Origin of the sequence: Mesorhizobium sp. WSM3862 (assembly GCF_002294985.1) — a bacterium.
Lineage (GTDB): Bacteria > Pseudomonadota > Alphaproteobacteria > Rhizobiales > Rhizobiaceae > Mesorhizobium.
Window position 1 is genome coordinate 666,397 of sequence record NZ_NSGE01000003.1, and the last position, 17,165, is coordinate 683,561.

General features: G+C 63.7%; 12 protein-coding genes. 3 read left to right on the top strand and 9 right to left on the bottom strand.

The window, feature by feature from the left end:
* Nucleotides 1–8 precede the first annotated feature (8 nt).
* Nucleotides 9–542, bottom strand: a complete 534-nt coding sequence (locus tag CK224_RS11600) for an OmpA family protein (RefSeq protein ID WP_176477914.1) — start codon at nucleotides 540–542, stop codon at nucleotides 9–11.
* Nucleotides 543–652: 110 nt separating this feature from the next.
* On the opposite strand from CK224_RS11600, the gene CK224_RS11605 reads away from it, so the two are divergent.
* A complete protein-coding gene (locus tag CK224_RS11605; RefSeq protein ID WP_245425901.1) occupies nucleotides 653–1,282 on the top strand; it encodes a hypothetical protein in 630 nt (209 codons plus the stop codon).
* 454 nt (nucleotides 1,283–1,736) lie between these two features.
* Here CK224_RS11605 and CK224_RS11615 read toward each other — a convergent pair whose 3' ends face one another.
* The 6 genes from CK224_RS11615 to CK224_RS11640 form a co-directional block, all read right to left on the bottom strand.
* A complete protein-coding gene (locus CK224_RS11615; RefSeq protein WP_095781845.1) occupies nucleotides 1,737–4,286 on the bottom strand; it encodes a caspase family protein in 2,550 nt (849 codons plus the stop codon).
* Nucleotides 4,287–4,538: 252 nt separating this feature from the next.
* A complete protein-coding gene (gene fghA, locus CK224_RS11620) occupies nucleotides 4,539–5,372 on the bottom strand; it encodes an S-formylglutathione hydrolase (protein WP_095781846.1) in 834 nt (277 codons plus the stop codon).
* Nucleotides 5,373–5,776: 404 nt separating this feature from the next.
* Complete coding sequence (locus tag CK224_RS11625) at nucleotides 5,777–8,056, bottom strand: xanthine dehydrogenase family protein molybdopterin-binding subunit (protein WP_095781847.1); 2,280 nt, start codon at nucleotides 8,054–8,056, stop codon at nucleotides 5,777–5,779.
* Nucleotides 8,057–8,058: 2 nt separating this feature from the next.
* The gene (locus tag CK224_RS11630) at nucleotides 8,059–9,081 is read right to left on the bottom strand and encodes a xanthine dehydrogenase family protein subunit M (RefSeq protein ID WP_095781848.1); all 1,023 of its coding nucleotides are present in this window, start codon (nucleotides 9,079–9,081) and stop codon (nucleotides 8,059–8,061) included.
* A gap of 2 nt (nucleotides 9,082–9,083) precedes the next feature.
* Nucleotides 9,084–9,653: a (2Fe-2S)-binding protein gene (locus CK224_RS11635; protein WP_164750409.1), complete on the bottom strand. Its 570-nt coding sequence runs from the start codon at nucleotides 9,651–9,653 to the stop codon at nucleotides 9,084–9,086.
* Nucleotides 9,654–10,058: 405 nt separating this feature from the next.
* Nucleotides 10,059–10,274 (bottom strand): KTSC domain-containing protein, encoded by a 216-nt coding sequence (locus tag CK224_RS11640; RefSeq protein ID WP_066989414.1) that lies wholly within the window; start codon nucleotides 10,272–10,274, stop codon nucleotides 10,059–10,061.
* 115 nt (nucleotides 10,275–10,389) lie between these two features.
* Between CK224_RS11640 and CK224_RS11645 the strand changes: the two genes are divergently transcribed.
* Complete coding sequence (locus tag CK224_RS11645) at nucleotides 10,390–10,995, top strand: alpha-ketoglutarate-dependent dioxygenase AlkB (RefSeq protein WP_095776324.1); 606 nt, start codon at nucleotides 10,390–10,392, stop codon at nucleotides 10,993–10,995.
* 40 nt (nucleotides 10,996–11,035) lie between these two features.
* On the opposite strand, the gene hydA is transcribed toward CK224_RS11645, so the two are convergent.
* Both hydA and CK224_RS11655 read right to left on the bottom strand, forming a co-directional pair.
* Nucleotides 11,036–12,478 carry a dihydropyrimidinase gene (hydA, locus tag CK224_RS11650; RefSeq protein ID WP_095776325.1) on the bottom strand — a complete coding sequence of 481 codons (1,443 nt, stop codon included), beginning with the start codon at nucleotides 12,476–12,478 and terminating at the stop codon, nucleotides 11,036–11,038.
* Between the two features lie 54 nt (nucleotides 12,479–12,532).
* On the bottom strand, nucleotides 12,533–14,953 hold the full coding sequence (locus CK224_RS11655) for an FAD-dependent oxidoreductase (protein ID WP_095781850.1): 2,421 nt from the start codon (nucleotides 14,951–14,953) through the stop codon (nucleotides 12,533–12,535).
* Between the two features lie 500 nt (nucleotides 14,954–15,453).
* On the opposite strand from CK224_RS11655, the gene CK224_RS11660 reads away from it, so the two are divergent.
* Nucleotides 15,454–17,127, top strand: coding sequence for an ABC transporter substrate-binding protein (locus tag CK224_RS11660; protein WP_066989416.1), 1,674 nt, complete (start codon nucleotides 15,454–15,456; stop codon nucleotides 17,125–17,127).
* The last annotated feature ends 38 nt before the right edge of the window (nucleotides 17,128–17,165 follow it).

Sequence of the window (17,165 nt, forward strand, 5' to 3'; positions counted from 1 at the left end):
CGTGCGGCTTATTCCGTCCTGATCCGCATCTCGACTCGGCGGTTGACCGGATCGTAGGGATCGGCGACGCGCGGGTGCGACTTGCCGAGACCAATCGCTTCCAGCCGGGTGGCCTGTACGCCGTTCGCGGTCAGGAATGCGGCAACCGATTTCGCCCTGCGCTGCGACAGGTCCTGGTTGTAACGATCCGAACCCGAAGCATCGGTGTGGCCTTCGACAACGAAGCTGAACGAACTCAGCCGGTTGTCTTTCAGCGCCTTGGCGAACTCGTCGAGCTCGGTGCGCGCGGTCTGGTCGAGCTGGGCCGAATCCAGCGCGAAATTGATCATCATGTCGAGCCCGGTTTTGGTCGGGGCCGCGGTCTGGTCGCTCTTGCTCTTGCACTCTTCTTCAGTGCCGACGCAGATGCCGCGCGTCGCGCCGAGATTGCTCGCGCCGGTGAAGAACTTCACGATGTCTTCGGATTTCTGAAGCGGATCAGCGGAAACGTGCGTCGAAAAAAGCACGGCCGCCAATGCAAAGGCTGAACTGGCCCACCGCATGACCGTTACTCCCTGTTTGAGCGGATCTCGCTGCGACGGACGATAGCAAATCTCGCGCCGGTTGTCTGTGAACAAACACACGCTGCGAGCGCCGGTCATTTGCTAAGCTAATGCTTGACCAGCGCCTCCGCCGGGGCTTCAGTATCTCTATTTCTAATAAGGGCGTGGCAGCCATGGCGAGGGGGCTCCGGTTCAGGACGGCGCGGGATCTCTTCAGCGCTTGCCCGGCCATTGCCCGGGACATGAAAGCGGTCCCGACAGACCAGCCCTCGATCGAGTTTTGCCGCGCGCTGCTCGCTGGACGCGTTCCGGAGGAGGCAATCACCTTCTGCGCCTATCTCCTGCCCGAGCGGCCCGCGATCTGGTGGGCGCATGAGTGCCTGAGCAACCTTGCCGAGCTCCTCGGCGACAAGGATCTCGAATTGCTGGCGCTCGTCGGCGACTGGGTCGGCGAACCCGGCAATCCCGACCATCGCGAGGCGGTGACCCAGGCCGTTGAGGTGCCGCCCGCGACGCCGGTTTCCTGGATCGCTTTGGCAGCAGGCTGGCGCGACGGCGACTCGGGCATCGATCAGGCGACAGCCGAATTTCCGACCGCCCATGCCGTCGGCGCGGGGATACTGGCAGGCCTTGCGCGGGTATCGCTCGCGGACCGGTTTACCGTGCTTTCAGCCTTCGTCGAAATGGGCATCGAGATGGCGGAGATGGAGGCGCAGCAGCAACCGGCCGATGCGTTTTAGCAAAGGAACTGCGCGTCAAAACGGATTCAAGCGACGCCGCGTTAAGTCGAACTGCCCGAAAACAAATCCGAATCAGCTCAGCCCATAGACCTTCAGCTTCTGGACAGCTTTTTCGGCGCCCACATCAAATGGCCGGATGTGCTATCGTCGAACTCTCAACCGCCCCAGCCACCGCCTCCACCGCCGCTGCCGCCCAAGGTAGGTGCAGCTACAGGCGTTGTCTCTTCCTCAACCGGTTGTACCACCTTCTTGGCTGCCACCTTCTTAGGCCTGACGTCCTTCGGCACGGTCGTGGTTGGAACGGCCTTCGCCTGAGGCTTCGCTGCTACAGGCGTCGGCTCCGGTTCGGGCGGCAACAATGACGTGCAGCCCATAAGCGCGGTCAAGACTGCGCAAAAAGTCGTTCCGATGATTGTCCGTTTCAATGTCCTGCCCACCATTGCCTCCTTGTTGATCAGAACAAATCCCGACGCGGATTGGCTTGGTCCCAAACTGCTCTTGCAACCTTGACCAGTTGGTCATCCAGTGAACCGCCTGCTGCGATTTTCGTCTTAAGTTCCCCGCGCAACTGCTTGAGTGCCGCCGTTTTCGCCTTGGTCCCGAACTTGGCTAGCGTCGACTTGGCATCCGGCAACTCATTACGGACATCCAGCGCGGTCGCGAACGCCAAGTAGCGCACAGCGATGGCTTGGTCGGCTCTTTCGCCCTTCTGCAGTTCGAGAGCAGCGCGATCGTACGCGCCAGACTGGTCACCACGCATCGTGCCGAGTTCAAAAAGCCTTTGTGCTTCGTCCAGGTTCTGTTCCACCCCAACCCCGTCCCTGTACATGCGCGCCAAGCTGCCGGGAGCGTAGGGTTGGCCGAGATCAATGGATTTCTGGAAGAGTTCGAGCGCGCTCTTGGGATCCTTCTCAACCCCAGTGCCGGCGAGATAATTTCTGCCGAGCAGGTTCATCGAATACATGTCCTGCCGTTCGACACCCGCTTTGAGGAAGGCCACGGCGCGAGCCGGATCGGCAGGCACGCCGTTACGACCTTCCGTAAAAATTGCGGCGAGGTCGTTCATGGCATAGGTGTGCCCCATGGCCGCCGCTTTGAGTAGAAGGTCCAGGCCCTTGGTGGTATCACGATCGACGCCATAGCCATTGAACAGGGCGCGACCCCACGAGGTCATCCCATAGGGATCGCCCTTGTCGGACGCCGCGGCATAGTAGGTATTGGCCTGCTTGCGATTGACGGGCATTCCCGTTCCCGTGGCGTTAAGGTACCCGAGCTCGAACACCGCCCGGACATGCCCGCTGTCGGCAGCTTCCTGGATGGCCTTCTTGGCCTCCTCGACCTTGCCGACAACAAGCAGCGCACGCCCGAGCTGGTAGCGGAAGCGGGCGATGTCGGGATAGGCTTTCACCGCTGCCCGGCAGACATCCACGGCGTTGCTGCTGATTTCGTTCGGCAGCAGGCCGGGGACGACGCCCTGCAGGTCGAGCGGCTCGCCGGCCTCCCTGTCACAGGCGTCGACGCTTGGCGACAGCTTCATCGTCGCCGGCTTCGACGGCGTGTTGTCGGCCCTTATTTCGAAGCCGACGCTCAGCGGCTTGACGGCGCCGATCTGGGGCTCGTAGCGCAAGTGGTCGACTTCATCGGCCATCAGGCTTGAATCCGGAGACAAGGTCCGGTCCGGCAGCGACAGCGTTCCCGTTGCCGGATAGCTTGCAAGCTTCACGCTGACGGCGGGATCCTTGGTCGGGAAAATGAGCTTCAGCGGCACCGGGCCGACACCGACCGGGACGCTTACGTCACGGTTCTCGATCGCCTCGGCGGCGCCGGTGATGTGAATGCCGCGCTCCAGCACCTGCTGCTCCTGCTCGGCCTCGAGCGAAGCCATGAGCTGCTGCCCTTCGGCGGCGTTCCCGTTCTTGACCCGAAACACCAGGATACCTTGGGATTGACCGCCCCAATTGTCATGCGTGGCATAGGCCAGCATGTCGACCTCTTCCTGCGCGCCGGATCCTTTCGGCACGTCCATCTTAAGGCGCGGCAGATCATTGCCCGCAATCGGCTGGCCGATAGCGACAGGCTTGCCGTCCAGCGTCAGGCGTCCAAGCGCCGGCGGCCTTTCGATGCTGACGGTGACCGCGCCGCCGTCGACATCGACCGGCTCCGGCAGGTCAAGCGCCACCGGTCCGACGCCCGACGGCACGACCTTTTCCAGCACCGGCGGCAGTGCCGGTCGACTGGCGCGGCGCATCAGCACCACCTCGTCGATCAGCGACGAATTCTCCCAAGGAACCTGCTTGCCATCCGTGGCTTTGACCACGTCGCGGCGAACCGCCGCCATCACCGTGCGGATCTCCTGGTTGGGCGCCAGCGCCCGGCGCGAGAAGGCGGACGAGAAGGGACTGAGATCGCTCGCTCCGTCATAGGCGACGGCTCCCGGCTCGGTGGCGAAGGCAATCAGCGTGTTCAGCGAGCTCTTCACCTGCGCAAGTCCGGTGCCGCCCGCGGCAATCAGCTGGTCCCGCAACCAATAGTCCTTGCGCGGGAACGGATTGTTGCGGCAGGCATCGAGGATGATCACCTGGATTTTCGATTTCGCCCGCAGCTGTTCCAGCACGTCGTCGAGCTTGATCGCCTGGACCTCGATGTCGGCCGCGGCCTTGAGCGAGGCATCGACCGGGATGAGGAAATTCTCGCCGCCGATCTGAAAACCGTGGCCCGAATAGTAGACGACGGCGAGATCGGCACCGTCCGCCGCGGCGAGATAGTTGCGGAACTGCTCCTCGAACCGAAGCTTGGTGAGATCCTTGGCGACGAACACGTCGAAGCCGGCAAGGCGGAATGTGTTCGACACATCCTCGGCATCCTTGTCCGGGTTCTTGAGAGCCGGGATGTCGCGGTATTCGGAATTGCCGATCACAAAGGCGACCCTGCGCTCCGCATGAGCTTCGAAGGCCGTGAAGCTCACGAGAACCAGGGCTGCAAGGAACGCGCAGCATCGCAGCATGGCAAATCCTTAACTGCTATGACCTGTCGGCCACAGGAACGCAGCTTGCGGCGCCGAGGTCTGTTAAAGAGTTCACAATCTGCCGGGACCAGAGCAGACCGCATGCATAACGACAGCGGGCATGCGTCTCATCCAACCAAGTACTAAATTACTCCAGAGACCTATTCACCGCAATGAGAAGACGCGTTGGATCGCCGGATTGCGTCGCGGCCATCCAACTTCAGGTTCAGGGCTGCCGGGCGTTTGCGCTGCCTATGCCAGCCGCGCGGCGTGCCACTTCAAATGATCGTCCATGAAGGTCGAGATGAAATTGTAGGAATGATCGTAGCCCTCCTGCATGCGCAGCGTCAGCGCGATGCCGGTTTTTTTGCACGCCTCTTCGAGCAGCCAGGGACGAAGACCATCCTGGAGGAAGCCGTCGGCGCTGCCCTGGTCGACGAGCAGTTCGCCGTAACGATGGCCGTCCTCGATGAGCAGCGTGGCGTCACAGGCGCGCCAGCTCTTTTCGTCTGATCCCAGATATTTTTCCAGCGCCGGCCGCGACCAGCCCGCCGTCGTAGGCTGCACGATCGGCGCGAAGGCCGAGCAGCTGCGGAAGCGCCCCGGGTTCTTCAGTGCGATGGTCAGCGCGCCGTGCCCGCCCATCGAATGGCCGAAGATCGACTGGCGCGAAATGTCGACCGGGAATTTGGCCTCAATAAGCGCCGGCAACTCCTCGGTGACGTAGGAGTACATGCGATAGTTCTTCGCGTAGGGCGCTTGCGTGGCATCGACATAGAAGCCGGCGCCGCAACCGAACTGCCAATTGTCCTTCTCATCGGGAACGTCCGGACCGCGCGGGCTGGTGTCGGGGCAGACGACGACGAGTCCAAGCTCGGCCGCCAGGCGCCGGTATTCGCCCTTGTCCATGACATTGGCATGGGTGCAGGTGAGCCCCGAGAGATACCACAAAACCGGCAAAGGCCCGTCCTTCGCCTGGGGTGGCACGAAGACGGCAAAGGTCATGTCGCAAGCGCAGACTTCCGACGCGTGCGAATAGACGCCCTGGATGCCGCCGTGCGATTTGGACGTGGAAAGGACGTTCATCGGTTCTGCCTTCTCGCCGGGAATGTCCGGCCCGACATAGCTGCCAGACTCCGCGCTCGCAACCTTGCACCTCGCCAAAATGACGCAGACGCGCGATCGAGCCACAGAAGGGCGGACATTTCGAGCCGCTCTCGTTATGCGTCGCCTCCCAGGCGAGCCTCCGCGTGTTCTAGGGTCGGCAAGAGAGCATCCGGGCCGGATCGCAAAAAGAAGTCTTTTTCTGTCCTTTGCTTCGCCGAAACCGAAGCGGGGCGCTCGCTGGCAAGCGGGTAGGGAAAATTCGACGGATTATGGTCGGAAGCTATCCGCCGTCGCAACGCGGGGGGGTGCTCGCATTGCACGGGCGGCTCGGCAATCAGCGGATTGATGAGCAGATCGCGGCGCGCTGCCGCTCGCCGGTATCGTCAAGCGATAAGCTGGTCGATCCTGATCGGCAGATCGCGGATGCGCTTGCCCGTCGCGTGGTAGACCGCGCTGGCAACGGCGGCGGCGGTGCCGACATTGCCGAGTTCGCCCAAGCCTTTGACGCCGGCCGGATTGACGGCGTGGTCTACCTCCGGGACCAGGATCACCTGCAGGTCCCTGGTGTCGGCGTTGACCGGCACGAGGTAATCCTGCAGGTCGCGGTTGACGTAGCGGGCATAGCGCCTGTCGACCTCGGTCGCTTCATGCAGCGCCTGGCCGATGCCCCAGATCATGCCGCCCATCAGCTGGCTGCGCGCGGTGCGCGTGTTCATGATGCGGCCGGCCGCGAAAGCGCCGACGATGCGCGGCACACGGATTTCCCGAGTATAGCTGTTGATGCGAACTTCGACGAACTCCGCGCCGAAGGCGTATTTCACCGAGTCCTCGTCCTGATCGCCGCCATGGAATTCCGACTGACCGGCATAGAGTTTCTTCACTGCCTCAGGCGTCGCGCCTTTCGGGGCAAACTCGGCATATTCCTCGATCGCGCCAATTTGCATCGCCTTGAAGACGTCCTCGATCTTCGCGGACGCTCCGCCCCTGGCCGCAATCTTGCCGCCGTCAAGGTCCAGTTCCTCGTTATGTGAGCCGGCAAGCGGGCCGCCTTCGGCCGTGGCTCCGGCGGAGAGCTTCGCCCGGATGGCATCGCAAGCCTTCAGAACCGCCGAGCAGACGCTTGCGGTGGAAATCGAACCACCTGAGACCGGGGCCGGAGGCAGGCTGCTGTCGCCCATTTCGACGGTCACCTTGTCGATCGGAACGCCAAGACGTTCCGAGGCCATCTGGGCGGCCACTGTCCGGACGCCGGTGCCGATCTCATGCGAGCCGCATTGCACCCGCACATCGCCATCCGACGTCAGGCGCACGCGCGCCGCGCATGGTGCCACCGCGGTGGGGTAGATGGCGGTGGCGCAGCCCATGCCGATCAGCCAGTCGCCGTCGCGCATCGCGCCGACCTTGGGGTCTCGCTTCGCCCAGCCGAAGGCATTGGCCGCCTGTTCATAGCATTGGATCAGCGAGCGGCTGGAGAAGGGCTTCTTGCCGATCGGTTCCGCCTTCGGCTCATTGATGCGGCGGAACTCGACCGGGTCCATGCCAAGCGCCACCGCCATCTCGTCCATCGCGTTTTCCAGCGCGTAGACGTAAGGTGTCTCGGGCGGCGAACGCATGTAGCCCGGCGTGTTGCGATCTGCCTGGACCAGCGACACATGCGTCAGCACCGAGCCGTAGTCATACATGCGGCCGGTCGCCGAGGTGCCGCCGACAACATAGGGATCAGGGCGCGATGTCACCTCCCATCCTTCATGCGCGAAAGCGGTGATGCGGCCGTCCTTGCCGGCGCCGATCCGGATGCGGTGCCGGGTTTCGGCCCGGTAAGTCTGTGTGCCGAAAGCCTGCATGCGGCTCGTCACACAGCGCACGGGACGCCCGAGACGCTTTGCGGCTACTGCGACGATGGCGGTGCGCGGCGTCATCGGTCCTTTGGAGCCGAAGGCGCCGCCGATGAAGGGACTGACGATGCGCACATTGGGCGGATCGATTTTCAATTCTCTCGCAAGTTCGGCCTTCCAGCCGGTGACGTTCTGGGACGGCTCGTGGACGATGAGCTGATCGCCCTGCCAAAATGCCGTCGTGGAGAACAGCTCGATCGGGTTGTGGTGCTGGGTGGGCGTTGAATACCGAGCGTCGATCCTGACCGCCGCGGCTGCATAGGCGGCGTCGAAATCGCCTGCTTTCACATCCTCCTTGAACAGCGGACTCTTGCCGGCGGCGGGAATGGTTTTGGTGCCGGGACTATCGAAACTCGCGGACGGCTTCTCTTCCTCGTAATCGGCGCGGATCAACTGGGCCGCCTCCTCCGCCGCCTCGAATGTCTCGGCAACGGCCAAGGCGATGATCTGGCCGTCGTGGAAAATCGTCCTGTCATGCAGCGGTCCGATCGAGGTCGCGCCGGCGTTGCCGAATTTCGGCTTCTCGACCTTGTCCATGTCGCCATAAGTGACGATGTCGAGAAGGCCGGGCACGGAACGGGCATCGTCCAGGTGAAGCTTCGTCACCCTGCCCTTGGCGATGCTGCTGGTGGCCAGCGCGCCATAGGCTAGGTTTGCCGTCGGCAGGTCTGCCGGATAGGCGGCTTGCCCGGTGACTTTCAGCCGCGCATCGACGCGCGGCAGCGGTTCGCCCATGTTCTCCTTGGGCTTCGGAGCGGCTGGGTCCATGGTCACACCTTCATGTCTCGCGTTTCGAGCAGCGCGCGCACCAGCGTCCGCTTGCCGAGCTCGACCTTGAACGCATTGTGCTGGCGCGGTTCGGCACCGGCAAAGGCAGCGTCCGCCGCCGCACCTGCCGATGCCTCGTCGAGCTTCTTGCCCTGCAGGGCCGCTTCGGCCTCGCCGGCGCGCCACGGCACCGTCGCCAGCCCGCCGAGCGCAATCCTTGCCTCGCGGACGCTGTCGCCGTCGAGGTCGAGCGCAACGGCCGCCGAGGCCAGCGCAAAGGCATAAGACTCGCGGTCGCGGATCTTCAGGTAGCGCGAGCGCCGGGCCCACGGTAAGGCAGGCACCTCGATGGCGGTGATGATCTCGTCCGCCGCCAGATCCGTCTCGATATGCGGCGTGTCGCGGGGCAGCCGATGCAGCCTGGCAAAGGGAATTTCGCGCGCTCCGCGAGACCCCTCGGCTCGAATAACGGCATCGAGCGCAATCAGAGCCTGGGCAAAGTCGCCGTGGTAGGTGGCAATGCAGGCATCGCTGGCGCCCAGCACCGCGTGCTGGCGGTTGAAGCCTTCCATCGCCGCGCAGCCCGAACCCGGCACCCGCTTGTTGCAGGCCCAGGAGGGCTCGCGGAAATATTCGCAGCGCGTTCGCTGCAGCATGTTGCCGGCCAGGCTCGCCATGTTGCGGATCTGGCCGCTTGCCGCCAGTCGCAAACTATCGGCAATGACGGGATAGCGGCGTTTGACTTCGCCATGGTCGGCAGCCTCGCCCATCCGCACCAGGGCGCCGAAGCGCACGCCGTCGTCGGTAACTCGGATTTGCCTGAGCGCCGGCTCTTCAAGACGGTTGAGGTCCAGCAACCGGTTGGGCGCCGCCACCCCAAGTTTCATATAGTCGGCAAGATTGGTGCCGCCTGCGATGAACTGCGCGTTCGCCCGTGTCGGATGGTCGTCCTCGGTGGTAAAGCGGGATGCGATGGCGACCGCGGCGGAGACATCTGTCGGCCGTTCATAGATGAAGGGGCGCATCGTCAGGTTCCTCTCGCCTGATCGCGCGCCTGGACGACCGCGGCGACGATGTTCGGGTAGGCCGCACAGCGGCAGATATTGCCGCTCATATATTCGCGGATGTCGTCCTCGGAGTTGGCGTGGCCTTCGTTGACGCAGCCGATGGCCGACATGATCTGACCCGGCGTGCAGTAGCCGCACTGGAACGCGTCGTGGTCGATGAAGGCCTGCTGCATCGGATGCAGCTTGCCGTCGCTCGAGGCAAGCCCTTCGACGGTCGTCACCTCCTTGCCGTCGTTCATCACGGCGAAGCTCAAGCAGGAGAGCACGCGCTTTCCGTCCACCAGAACGGTGCAGGCGCCGCACTGCCCGTGGTCGCAACCTTTTTTCGTGCCGGTAAGGCCGACATGGTCCCGCAGGGCGTCAAGCAGGCTGGTCCTGGCATCCAGCGAAAGCTCGTAAGGCTGCTTGTTGATGCGCAACGATACCGCGACCGTTTCCCTCAAGCCGGAACGGGTCGCGGCCGGTTTTTCCGCTCTCGTTGGGGAGCTGAGCAAGGGCGCCGCCGCGGCGGCTGAGACAGTAGCTGTCATGAAGCTTCGCCGGCTGAGGCCGGTCGTGCTTGGCGCGGAAATTCGGGACATGGCTCGCTCCCAGGCTGGCTGTCATCGGGGCTGGCTATGGGGCGCTAACCTCTCAACGGGGGCATTGTTCCGAATTTTGCAGGCGAAGGCCCGGAAGCTCACGAGACTGTGACAGCATCGAACCGAAGTCGGAGCAGAGCACGCCGGGACAGCAGAGGAACGTTCCGCGCAAGTGAGGTTGACTGCCACTCGGCGGTGCGCACCGGCGCTGCGCAAGCTCGCACCAACCGATCGAAAGTCACACCGGTAGATACCAATTCTCCAGTTCGAACCGTAGCTCAGCAATAAGGCTAACAGGCCCTGCCCAACGACAGGAGGGGTGGTTTCGAGCAGGGCATGGGAGCGGGCTTTGGTTCAATGCCGCGGTCCGTGCGCGACCAGATGGAAGCTGTATCGGTCGCGCAGGAACTCGTTGAAGAACCGGCCCTTGGACCGAGCAGCCTTGAATGCCGCGTAGGTCTCGGCCTCAACCTGCTCATAGTCATAGCGGTCGCCGCTCGGGACGAACCATACCGAAAGGATCTTCGTCGCCGGGTCGTAATAGATGTTCCGGATGGCGGTAGAAGGCATGACGAGCGCCCCGTTGGCCAATGCGTAATTCCCGTAGCTGTCAATGGGTTCCGTCGCACCGGCTGCCGACGGATCAGGGCCTTGCGAGACCCGCCGAATTGCCTATCTGAGGTTCATGCCGTCAACGAAATCGAGCGCCACGGCGCAAGTCCGCCAAGGAGATCTTTTCGGTATCCCGAACAGCCTGCCGGAAGGATTCCGCTACCGGCCGGAGCTGATCACGCGTAACGAAGAAAGCGCGTTGGTCCGCTGCATCGAAGGCCTGCCGTTCAAGCCCTTCGACTTCCATGGCCATCTTGCCAACAGGCAGGTTATCGGCTTCGGGCTGCGTTACGACTACGACCGCCGCGAGGTCGTGGAAGCACCGGCCATACCCGACTTCCTGCTGCCGCTTCGCGACAAGGTCGCCGTCTTCGCCGGTCGGCCCGCGTCGGAATTCTCGCAGGTGCTGATCAACGAATACCGGCCTGGCGCGGGCATCGGCTGGCATCGCGACAAGCCCCATTTCGAGCTCGTCGCAGGCGTCTCCCTGCTGGCATCCTGCAGTTTCCGGCTGCGCCGCAGGAACGGCGCGACATGGGACCGGCAGGTGATCGAGGTCGAGCCGAGATCCGCCTATCTCATGGCCGGTCCGGCGCGCAACGAATGGGAGCACAGCATTCCGCCGCTCGCAGAACACCGCTACTCGGTCACATTTCGGACCTTGCGACCCAAGCTGTAAGTCCGACGTTCTGCCAGGCCCGATATTCCAAGTCGCCTAATCAGGGGTCGAGCCATGGCGTGGTGTCCTCCACAGCCGTGCCGGCCTTTGCCGGATCGGAGGGACGGCGCGCGACGAAGCCGCCGAAACCAGCTTGCGCCTGCAGCTTTTCGCCCGCGATCAGCGGCTCACCACGCAGCAGCACGGTGATCGGCTTGCCCGTCACCGCCATGCCTTCGTAAGGCGAAAAGTCGACGCGCGAGTGCAGCATTTCGTGGCTGATGGTCCACTTGCGTGCCGGGTCCCAGAGCGCGAGATCCGCGTCTAGGCCGGGGGCGATGCGACCCTTGCGGTGGCCGAGACCGTAGATCGCAGCGGCATTGCGCGAGGTCAGATCCAGATATCGCTGCAGCGAAAGGCGCCCCGTCAGCAGCCCTTCGGAAAACAGCAGCGGCAGCCTGGTTTCCAGGCCCGGAATACCGCTCAATGTCGTGGTGAACCCTGGCTCCGGCGCCTTGCCGATCTTGTCGGCGAAATAATAGGGCGAATGATCGGACGACCAGAGGTCGAGGCCACCCTCCGCCAGCAGCCGCCAGAGATGCTCGCGGCTATGCGGCGTGCGCGGCGGCGGCGAAAAGACGAAGCGGGCAGCGTCCCTGCCTGGGCGGTCGAGGTCCGCGGCACCGAGGAAGAGGTATTGCGGGCAGGTTTCGGCCGCGACGTCGACGCCGCGCTGACGCGCCCGCGCGACCTCCTCGGCGGACTGTTGCGACGACACGTGGACGATGGTCATGCGGGCGCCGGTCATCTCCGCCAGCGCCAGAGCCCTATGGGTCGCCTCGCGCTCCATGATCTCGCTGTGCGCCACGGCGTGATAGCGCATCTCGGTGCGGCCAAGCTCGATCAGCCGCTGCCGCGTGCGCCGAATGGCGGCATCGTTCTCGGCATGAACCATGACGATCCAGCCGAGCTTCCTCGCCGTATCGAGCACGGTGAAGAACAGGTCGTCGTCGACCGCGAAGCCCTGGTAGGTCATGAAAAGCTTGACCGAAGCAATGCCTTGCCCGGCCAATTGGCTAAGTTGTGCCTCAACGTTGGCGCCGGTCCCCATCGTCACCACCGCATGGAGGCCGTAGTCGATGATGGAACGGCCGGCCGCGCAGCCCATCGCCCGTTCGAGCGCATCCACCGTGGTCATATTTGGACCCGGCATGCCGAAGGGCACGATGCAGGTCGTACCGCCGAATGCGGCCGAGATGGAGCCCGATTCAAAATCGTCGGCGTTACCGGCCCCGCCCCAAACAGGCTGGTCGAGATGGCAGTGGGCATCGATGCCGCCAGGCATCACCCACAGGCCCGCGGCGTCAATGGTTTGCCCACCTTGCAGGCCTGAATCGATCGCGGCAATGCGGCCGTCATCGATGCCGACGTCGCAATCCCGCCAACCGTCATCCAAAGCGACCCTACCGCCTTTTACGACCAGCTGATGCGAGCGCCGCGCCATTCGTGCCGCTCACGCCGCTGTGCTGTTGCGGGTCACCGGGCAGGCAAGCACCGGTCAGGCCCTCAGCCGCTTGCCATCGGGATCGAAGGGCGGCCTGTCGAGCAACACGGCATTATGCGGCCGGCCGAGGATCGCGACGGTGACGGCATCGCCCGATTTCACCGAGCCGGCCTTCACATAGCCGAGCGCCAGCGACATGCCGACATGATAGCCGTAGGCGCCAGACGTGACCTGGCCGACCGGCGTGCCATCGGGAAGGAAGATCGGCTCGCCGCCGGTGGCGTCGGCATCCTTCGCCTCGATCGAGATCATGATCAGCTCGTCGCGGGCCGGCTGCGATGCCAGCGCGGCATAGGCGTCGCGGTTGAGGAAGTCGCCCTTATCCATCTTGATCAGGCGGTCGAACTTGACCTCCTGCGGCCAGTATTCGGGCGAGTATTCGCGGCCCCAGCTGCCATAGCCCTTCTCGACCCTTAGCGACATCAGCGCGCGCGAGCCGACCGGCCCGCCGCCTTCCTGACGCGCCGCGTCGAGCAGGGCGTTGTAAAGAGCGGTCTGGTCCTTCTCCTCGCAATAGAGCTCCCAGCCGAGATCGCCGGTGAAGGAGACGCGCAGCGCAATGACATCGAGGCCGGCAACGGTGATGCGGCGCGAGGCCATGAAGGGGAACGACGCCGTCGTCAAATCGTCATTTGTCAAGCGTTGCAGCACCGCGCGCGACTTCGGCCCGGCGACGTTGAAGCCGCACATGTTCTCGGTGAGCGAACGGAACGTCGTGCCCTCCGGCAAGGGCAGCATCTTGAAGAAACGCTGATGATAGCGCTCCGCCATGCCGGAGCCGAAGACGCGATACTCGTCCTCCGCCAGCTTGGTGACGGTGAAGTCGCCGGCGATGCCGCCGCGCCTGCCGATCAGCGGCGTCAGGCAGGATCGTCCGACCCGCGACGGAATCTTGTTGGCGAAAAGCGCGTTCAGCCAGGCCTCGGCGCCCGGCCCCTTCACCTCGTATTTGGCGAAGTTGGAGATGTCGATGATGCCGACATGGTCGCGCAGCATGCGCGCCTCGCGGCCGACGGGGTGCCACCAGTTCTGCCTGGTGAAGCCGATCGTCTCCTCGCGCGGCTCACCGTCGATCGAGAACCACAGCGGATGCTCCCAGCCGAAGTTCAGGCCGAACACCGCGCCGTTTTCCTTCTGCATGGAATAGGCCGGCCGTGTGCGCACAGGCCGGCCCGCAGCGCGCTCCTCGTTCGGGAAATGGATCTTGAAGCGGTGGCTGTACTGGTCCTGCACGCGCGCCTTGATGAATGCCTTGCCCGCCCAGTGGCCGAAGCGGGCGAGATCCCAGCCGAACATGTCGAGCGTCGGCTCGCCCTCGATCATCCACTCGGCCGCTAGGCGCCCGAGGCCGCCGGATTGCGAAAAGCCCGGAATGATGCCGGCGCAGCAGAAATAGTTGCGCAGCTCCGGAACCGGGCCGAACAGCGCGGCGCTGTCCGGCGACCAGATCATCGGTCCGTTGATCACCCTCTTGACGCCGGCTGCGCCGACCGCCGGCACGCGGGCGATGGCGCGCATCATGTTCTCCTCGATGCGTTCCAGATCGTCCGGGAACAGCTCGTGGCCGAAATCCTGGGGCGTGCCGTCCTCGGCCCAGAATTTCATCGCCCGCTCATAGGCGCCGATCAACAGGCCGAGGCCCTCCTGGCGCAGGTAATATTCGCCATCGCGGTCGGCGACCGAAGGCAGGCGCCGGCCTATCGAGGCGATCTCTGGGATGGTCTCGGTGACGAAATACTGGTGCTCGGTCGGGATGAGCGGCAGGGCCAATCCGGCCATGGCGCCGACCTCACGCGCCCACAGACCGGCGGCGTTCACCACCCATTGCGTGCGGACGTCGCCCTTGGTGGTGCGCACGATCCAGCTGCCGTCCGGCTGCTGCTCCGTTCCGGTCACCGCGGTGAAGCGGTGGATCTCGGCGCCGCGCTGGCGCGCGCCGGCCGCGTAGGCGGCCGTCACGCCCGAAGGATCGACATTGCCGCCTTCGGGTTCGTACATGATGCAGCGTATACCGTCGAAATCGACGAGCGGGTGCAGCCGCTCGGCCTCCAACCGGTCGACCTCGTAGAAGTTCATCTTGTAGCGGCGCGCCTTGGCTTCCTGCAGCCGGAGCTGATGTTCACGCGCCTCGGTCTGGGCGAGATAAAGCGATCCCGGCTGGAAAATGCCGCAGCCCTGACCGGTCTCCTTCTCGAGCTCCTTGTAGAGCGCCATGGTGTAATGCTGCAGGCGGCTGATATTGGTCGAGTCGTGCAAGCCGTGAATGTTGGCCGCAGCATGCCAGGTCGAGCCCGAGGTGAGCTCGTCGCGCTCGAACAGCACGACATCGCTCCAGCCGTGCTTGGTCAGATGATAGAGGATCGAGCATCCGATCAGGCCGCCGCCGATCACAACAGCCTGGGCATGGGTCCGCATTTACGTGTTCCTTGTGGCTGTGTGCCGGAGCCGGACGGCCGGGCGACGGGCCGGATAACAACAGGGGTTCGTGCTGGCTCTTGTGCCGACAACATGACCCCACTTTTTCGAACGCCGGCAATGTAGAAAGCTCGGGAAACGACTGTAAAGCCTGCTATTGGGGCTGGCTGCTGCTTTTCGGGGCAGTTAAGAGCAAAAAAAACGAGGTCATAGCCACATCAATCTTCGTTTGTAGGCATAGAGGCCGGGTGTAGCTTTTGGCGGGGAATTGAGCAGCCGCGACCAGCGGCGCCACCAATGGGAGCCACCCGCCATGGACCTGCATTCCGAGCGCGGAGACAGACCGGTCAGACCGGCATGCCTCTCGTCGTCCATGCGTCTTGACGGTCCGGCGGCGCGGTCGCGCCGCGGCCTTCAAAACCGGTTCCGCACCAGTCGAAAAGACAGCGCCGAAGCGCCCTGTCCGGCACGCGCATCGCGACAACTCGGAGGTTGAGACCTTGGACAAGACATCGCATCCCTATATTCCGACACTGCTCGATCAGCTTAACGAGGGCGAGATCAGCCGCAGGGACTTCTTGCGCAAGTCGACGCTGCTCGGGCTTTCGGCCGGCGCGGCCTATGCCATGGCCGGCATCATCGACCCGGCGACGCAAGCGCGTGCCGGCGACCTGCCGAAAGGCGGCAATTTGCGCATCGGCATGCGCTGCATGGAGATCAAGGATCCGCATCTGGCCGACTTCGCCGAAAAATCCAACGTCATCCGCCAGGTCTGCGAATATTTGACCTTTACCGACCGCAACAACATCACTCACCCCTATCTCTTGGAGAAGTGGGACGTCAGCGATGACCTGAAGACCTGGACGCTGCACATCCGCAAGGATGTGAAATGGCGTGACGGCAGGGCGCTTAATGCCGACGACGTGGTCTGGAACCTGAAGCGTGTCAGCGATCCCAAAGTCGGCTCCTCGGTGCTCGGCCTGTTCACCGGCTATCTCGTCGAGGAGTACGATACCGGCGAAAAGGACGACAAGGGCAATCCGAAGAAGTCGAGCCGGCTCTGGTCCGACAAGGCGATCGAGAAGGTCGACGACAGCACGGTGCGGCTGAACCTGTTCTCGCCGCAGATCGCGGTCGCCGAACATCTCTTCCACTATCCGATGTTCATCCTCGATCCGAAGGACAACGGCGCCTTCGGCCCGAGCGCCAACGGCACCGGTCCGTTCGAGATGGTCGAATACACGGTCGGCAAGGGCGCGAAGTACAAGGCGCGGGCCGATTATTGGGGCGGTGCTGCGCATCTCGACACGTTCGAATTCGTCGACCTCGGCGACAATCCCGGCGCCGGCATCGCGGCGATGGCGTCCAAGCAGGTCGATGGCCTGTCGGAAGCCGACGCGGTGCAGATCAATTCGATGAAGGCCTTCCCGCATGTCTCGGTCCACAAGGTCGAGACGACGCAAACCATCGTCATGCGCATGCATCCCGATGTCGAGCAGTTCAAGGACAAGCGCGTGCGCCAGGCCATGCGCCATGCGCTCGACCGCGACAAGATCATCCAGACCGTCCTGCTCGGCGCCGGCACTCCGGCCGAGGACCACCATGTGGCGCCGTCGCACCCCGAATATGCCGCGCTGCCCAAATGGCCGCGCGACGTCGAGAAGGCGAAGAAGCTGATGGCCGACGCCGGCCATGCCGACGGTTTCGAATTGGATTTGGTGACACGACCCGACCCGATCTGGGAGCTCAACACGACACAGGCGATGGCCGAACAGCTGAAGGACATCGGCATCAAGGCCAACATCAAGTCGCTGCCGAGCGCGCAGTACTGGGAAGTGTGGACCAGCGCGCCCTTCAGCCTGACCGCCTGGGGCCACCGCCCGCTCGCCATCATGACGCTCGGCCTCGCCTACCGCTCCAATGCCGCCTGGAATGAATCGCATTTCTCGAACGCCGAATTCGACAAGCTGCTGACCCAAGCCGAGGGCATCCTCGACCCGAAGGAGCGCAGCAAGGTGATGGAGAAGATCGAGCTGATCATGCAGGACGAGGGCCCGATCGTGCAGCCGTTCTGGCGCATCTTCTCGACCGTCATGGACAAGAAGGTGCAGGGCTTCGAACTGCATCCATCACAGTACATCTTCGCCAAGGATTATGCGGTCGCCTCCGCCTAGACCACGCTGCGCCCGGCCGGCGGCAGAACGGCCGGGCG

What these genes read in the sequence shown, in the direction of transcription:
- hydA (WP_095776325.1), bottom strand. Translation starts at nt 12,478, where the DNA reads ATGGCGCGGCGCTCGCATCAGCTGGTCGTAAAAGGCGGTAGGGTCGCT.
- CK224_RS11655 (WP_095781850.1), bottom strand. Translation starts at nt 14,953, where the DNA reads ATGCGGACCCATGCCCAGGCTGTTGTGATCGGCGGCGGCCTGATCGGA.
- CK224_RS11630 (WP_095781848.1), bottom strand. Translation starts at nt 9,081, where the DNA reads ATGCGCCCCTTCATCTATGAACGGCCGACAGATGTCTCCGCCGCGGTC.
- CK224_RS11605 (WP_245425901.1), top strand. Translation starts at nt 653, where the DNA reads ATGCTTGACCAGCGCCTCCGCCGGGGCTTCAGTATCTCTATTTCTAAT.
- CK224_RS11645 (WP_095776324.1), top strand. Translation starts at nt 10,390, where the DNA reads ATGCCGTCAACGAAATCGAGCGCCACGGCGCAAGTCCGCCAAGGAGAT.
- fghA (WP_095781846.1), bottom strand. Translation starts at nt 5,372, where the DNA reads ATGAACGTCCTTTCCACGTCCAAATCGCACGGCGGCATCCAGGGCGTC.
- CK224_RS11600 (WP_176477914.1), bottom strand. Translation starts at nt 542, where the DNA reads ATGCGGTGGGCCAGTTCAGCCTTTGCATTGGCGGCCGTGCTTTTTTCG.
- CK224_RS11625 (WP_095781847.1), bottom strand. Translation starts at nt 8,056, where the DNA reads ATGGACCCAGCCGCTCCGAAGCCCAAGGAGAACATGGGCGAACCGCTG.
- CK224_RS11640 (WP_066989414.1), bottom strand. Translation starts at nt 10,274, where the DNA reads ATGCCTTCTACCGCCATCCGGAACATCTATTACGACCCGGCGACGAAG.
- CK224_RS11615 (WP_095781845.1), bottom strand. Translation starts at nt 4,286, where the DNA reads ATGCTGCGATGCTGCGCGTTCCTTGCAGCCCTGGTTCTCGTGAGCTTC.
- CK224_RS11635 (WP_164750409.1), bottom strand. Translation starts at nt 9,653, where the DNA reads ATGACAGCTACTGTCTCAGCCGCCGCGGCGGCGCCCTTGCTCAGCTCC.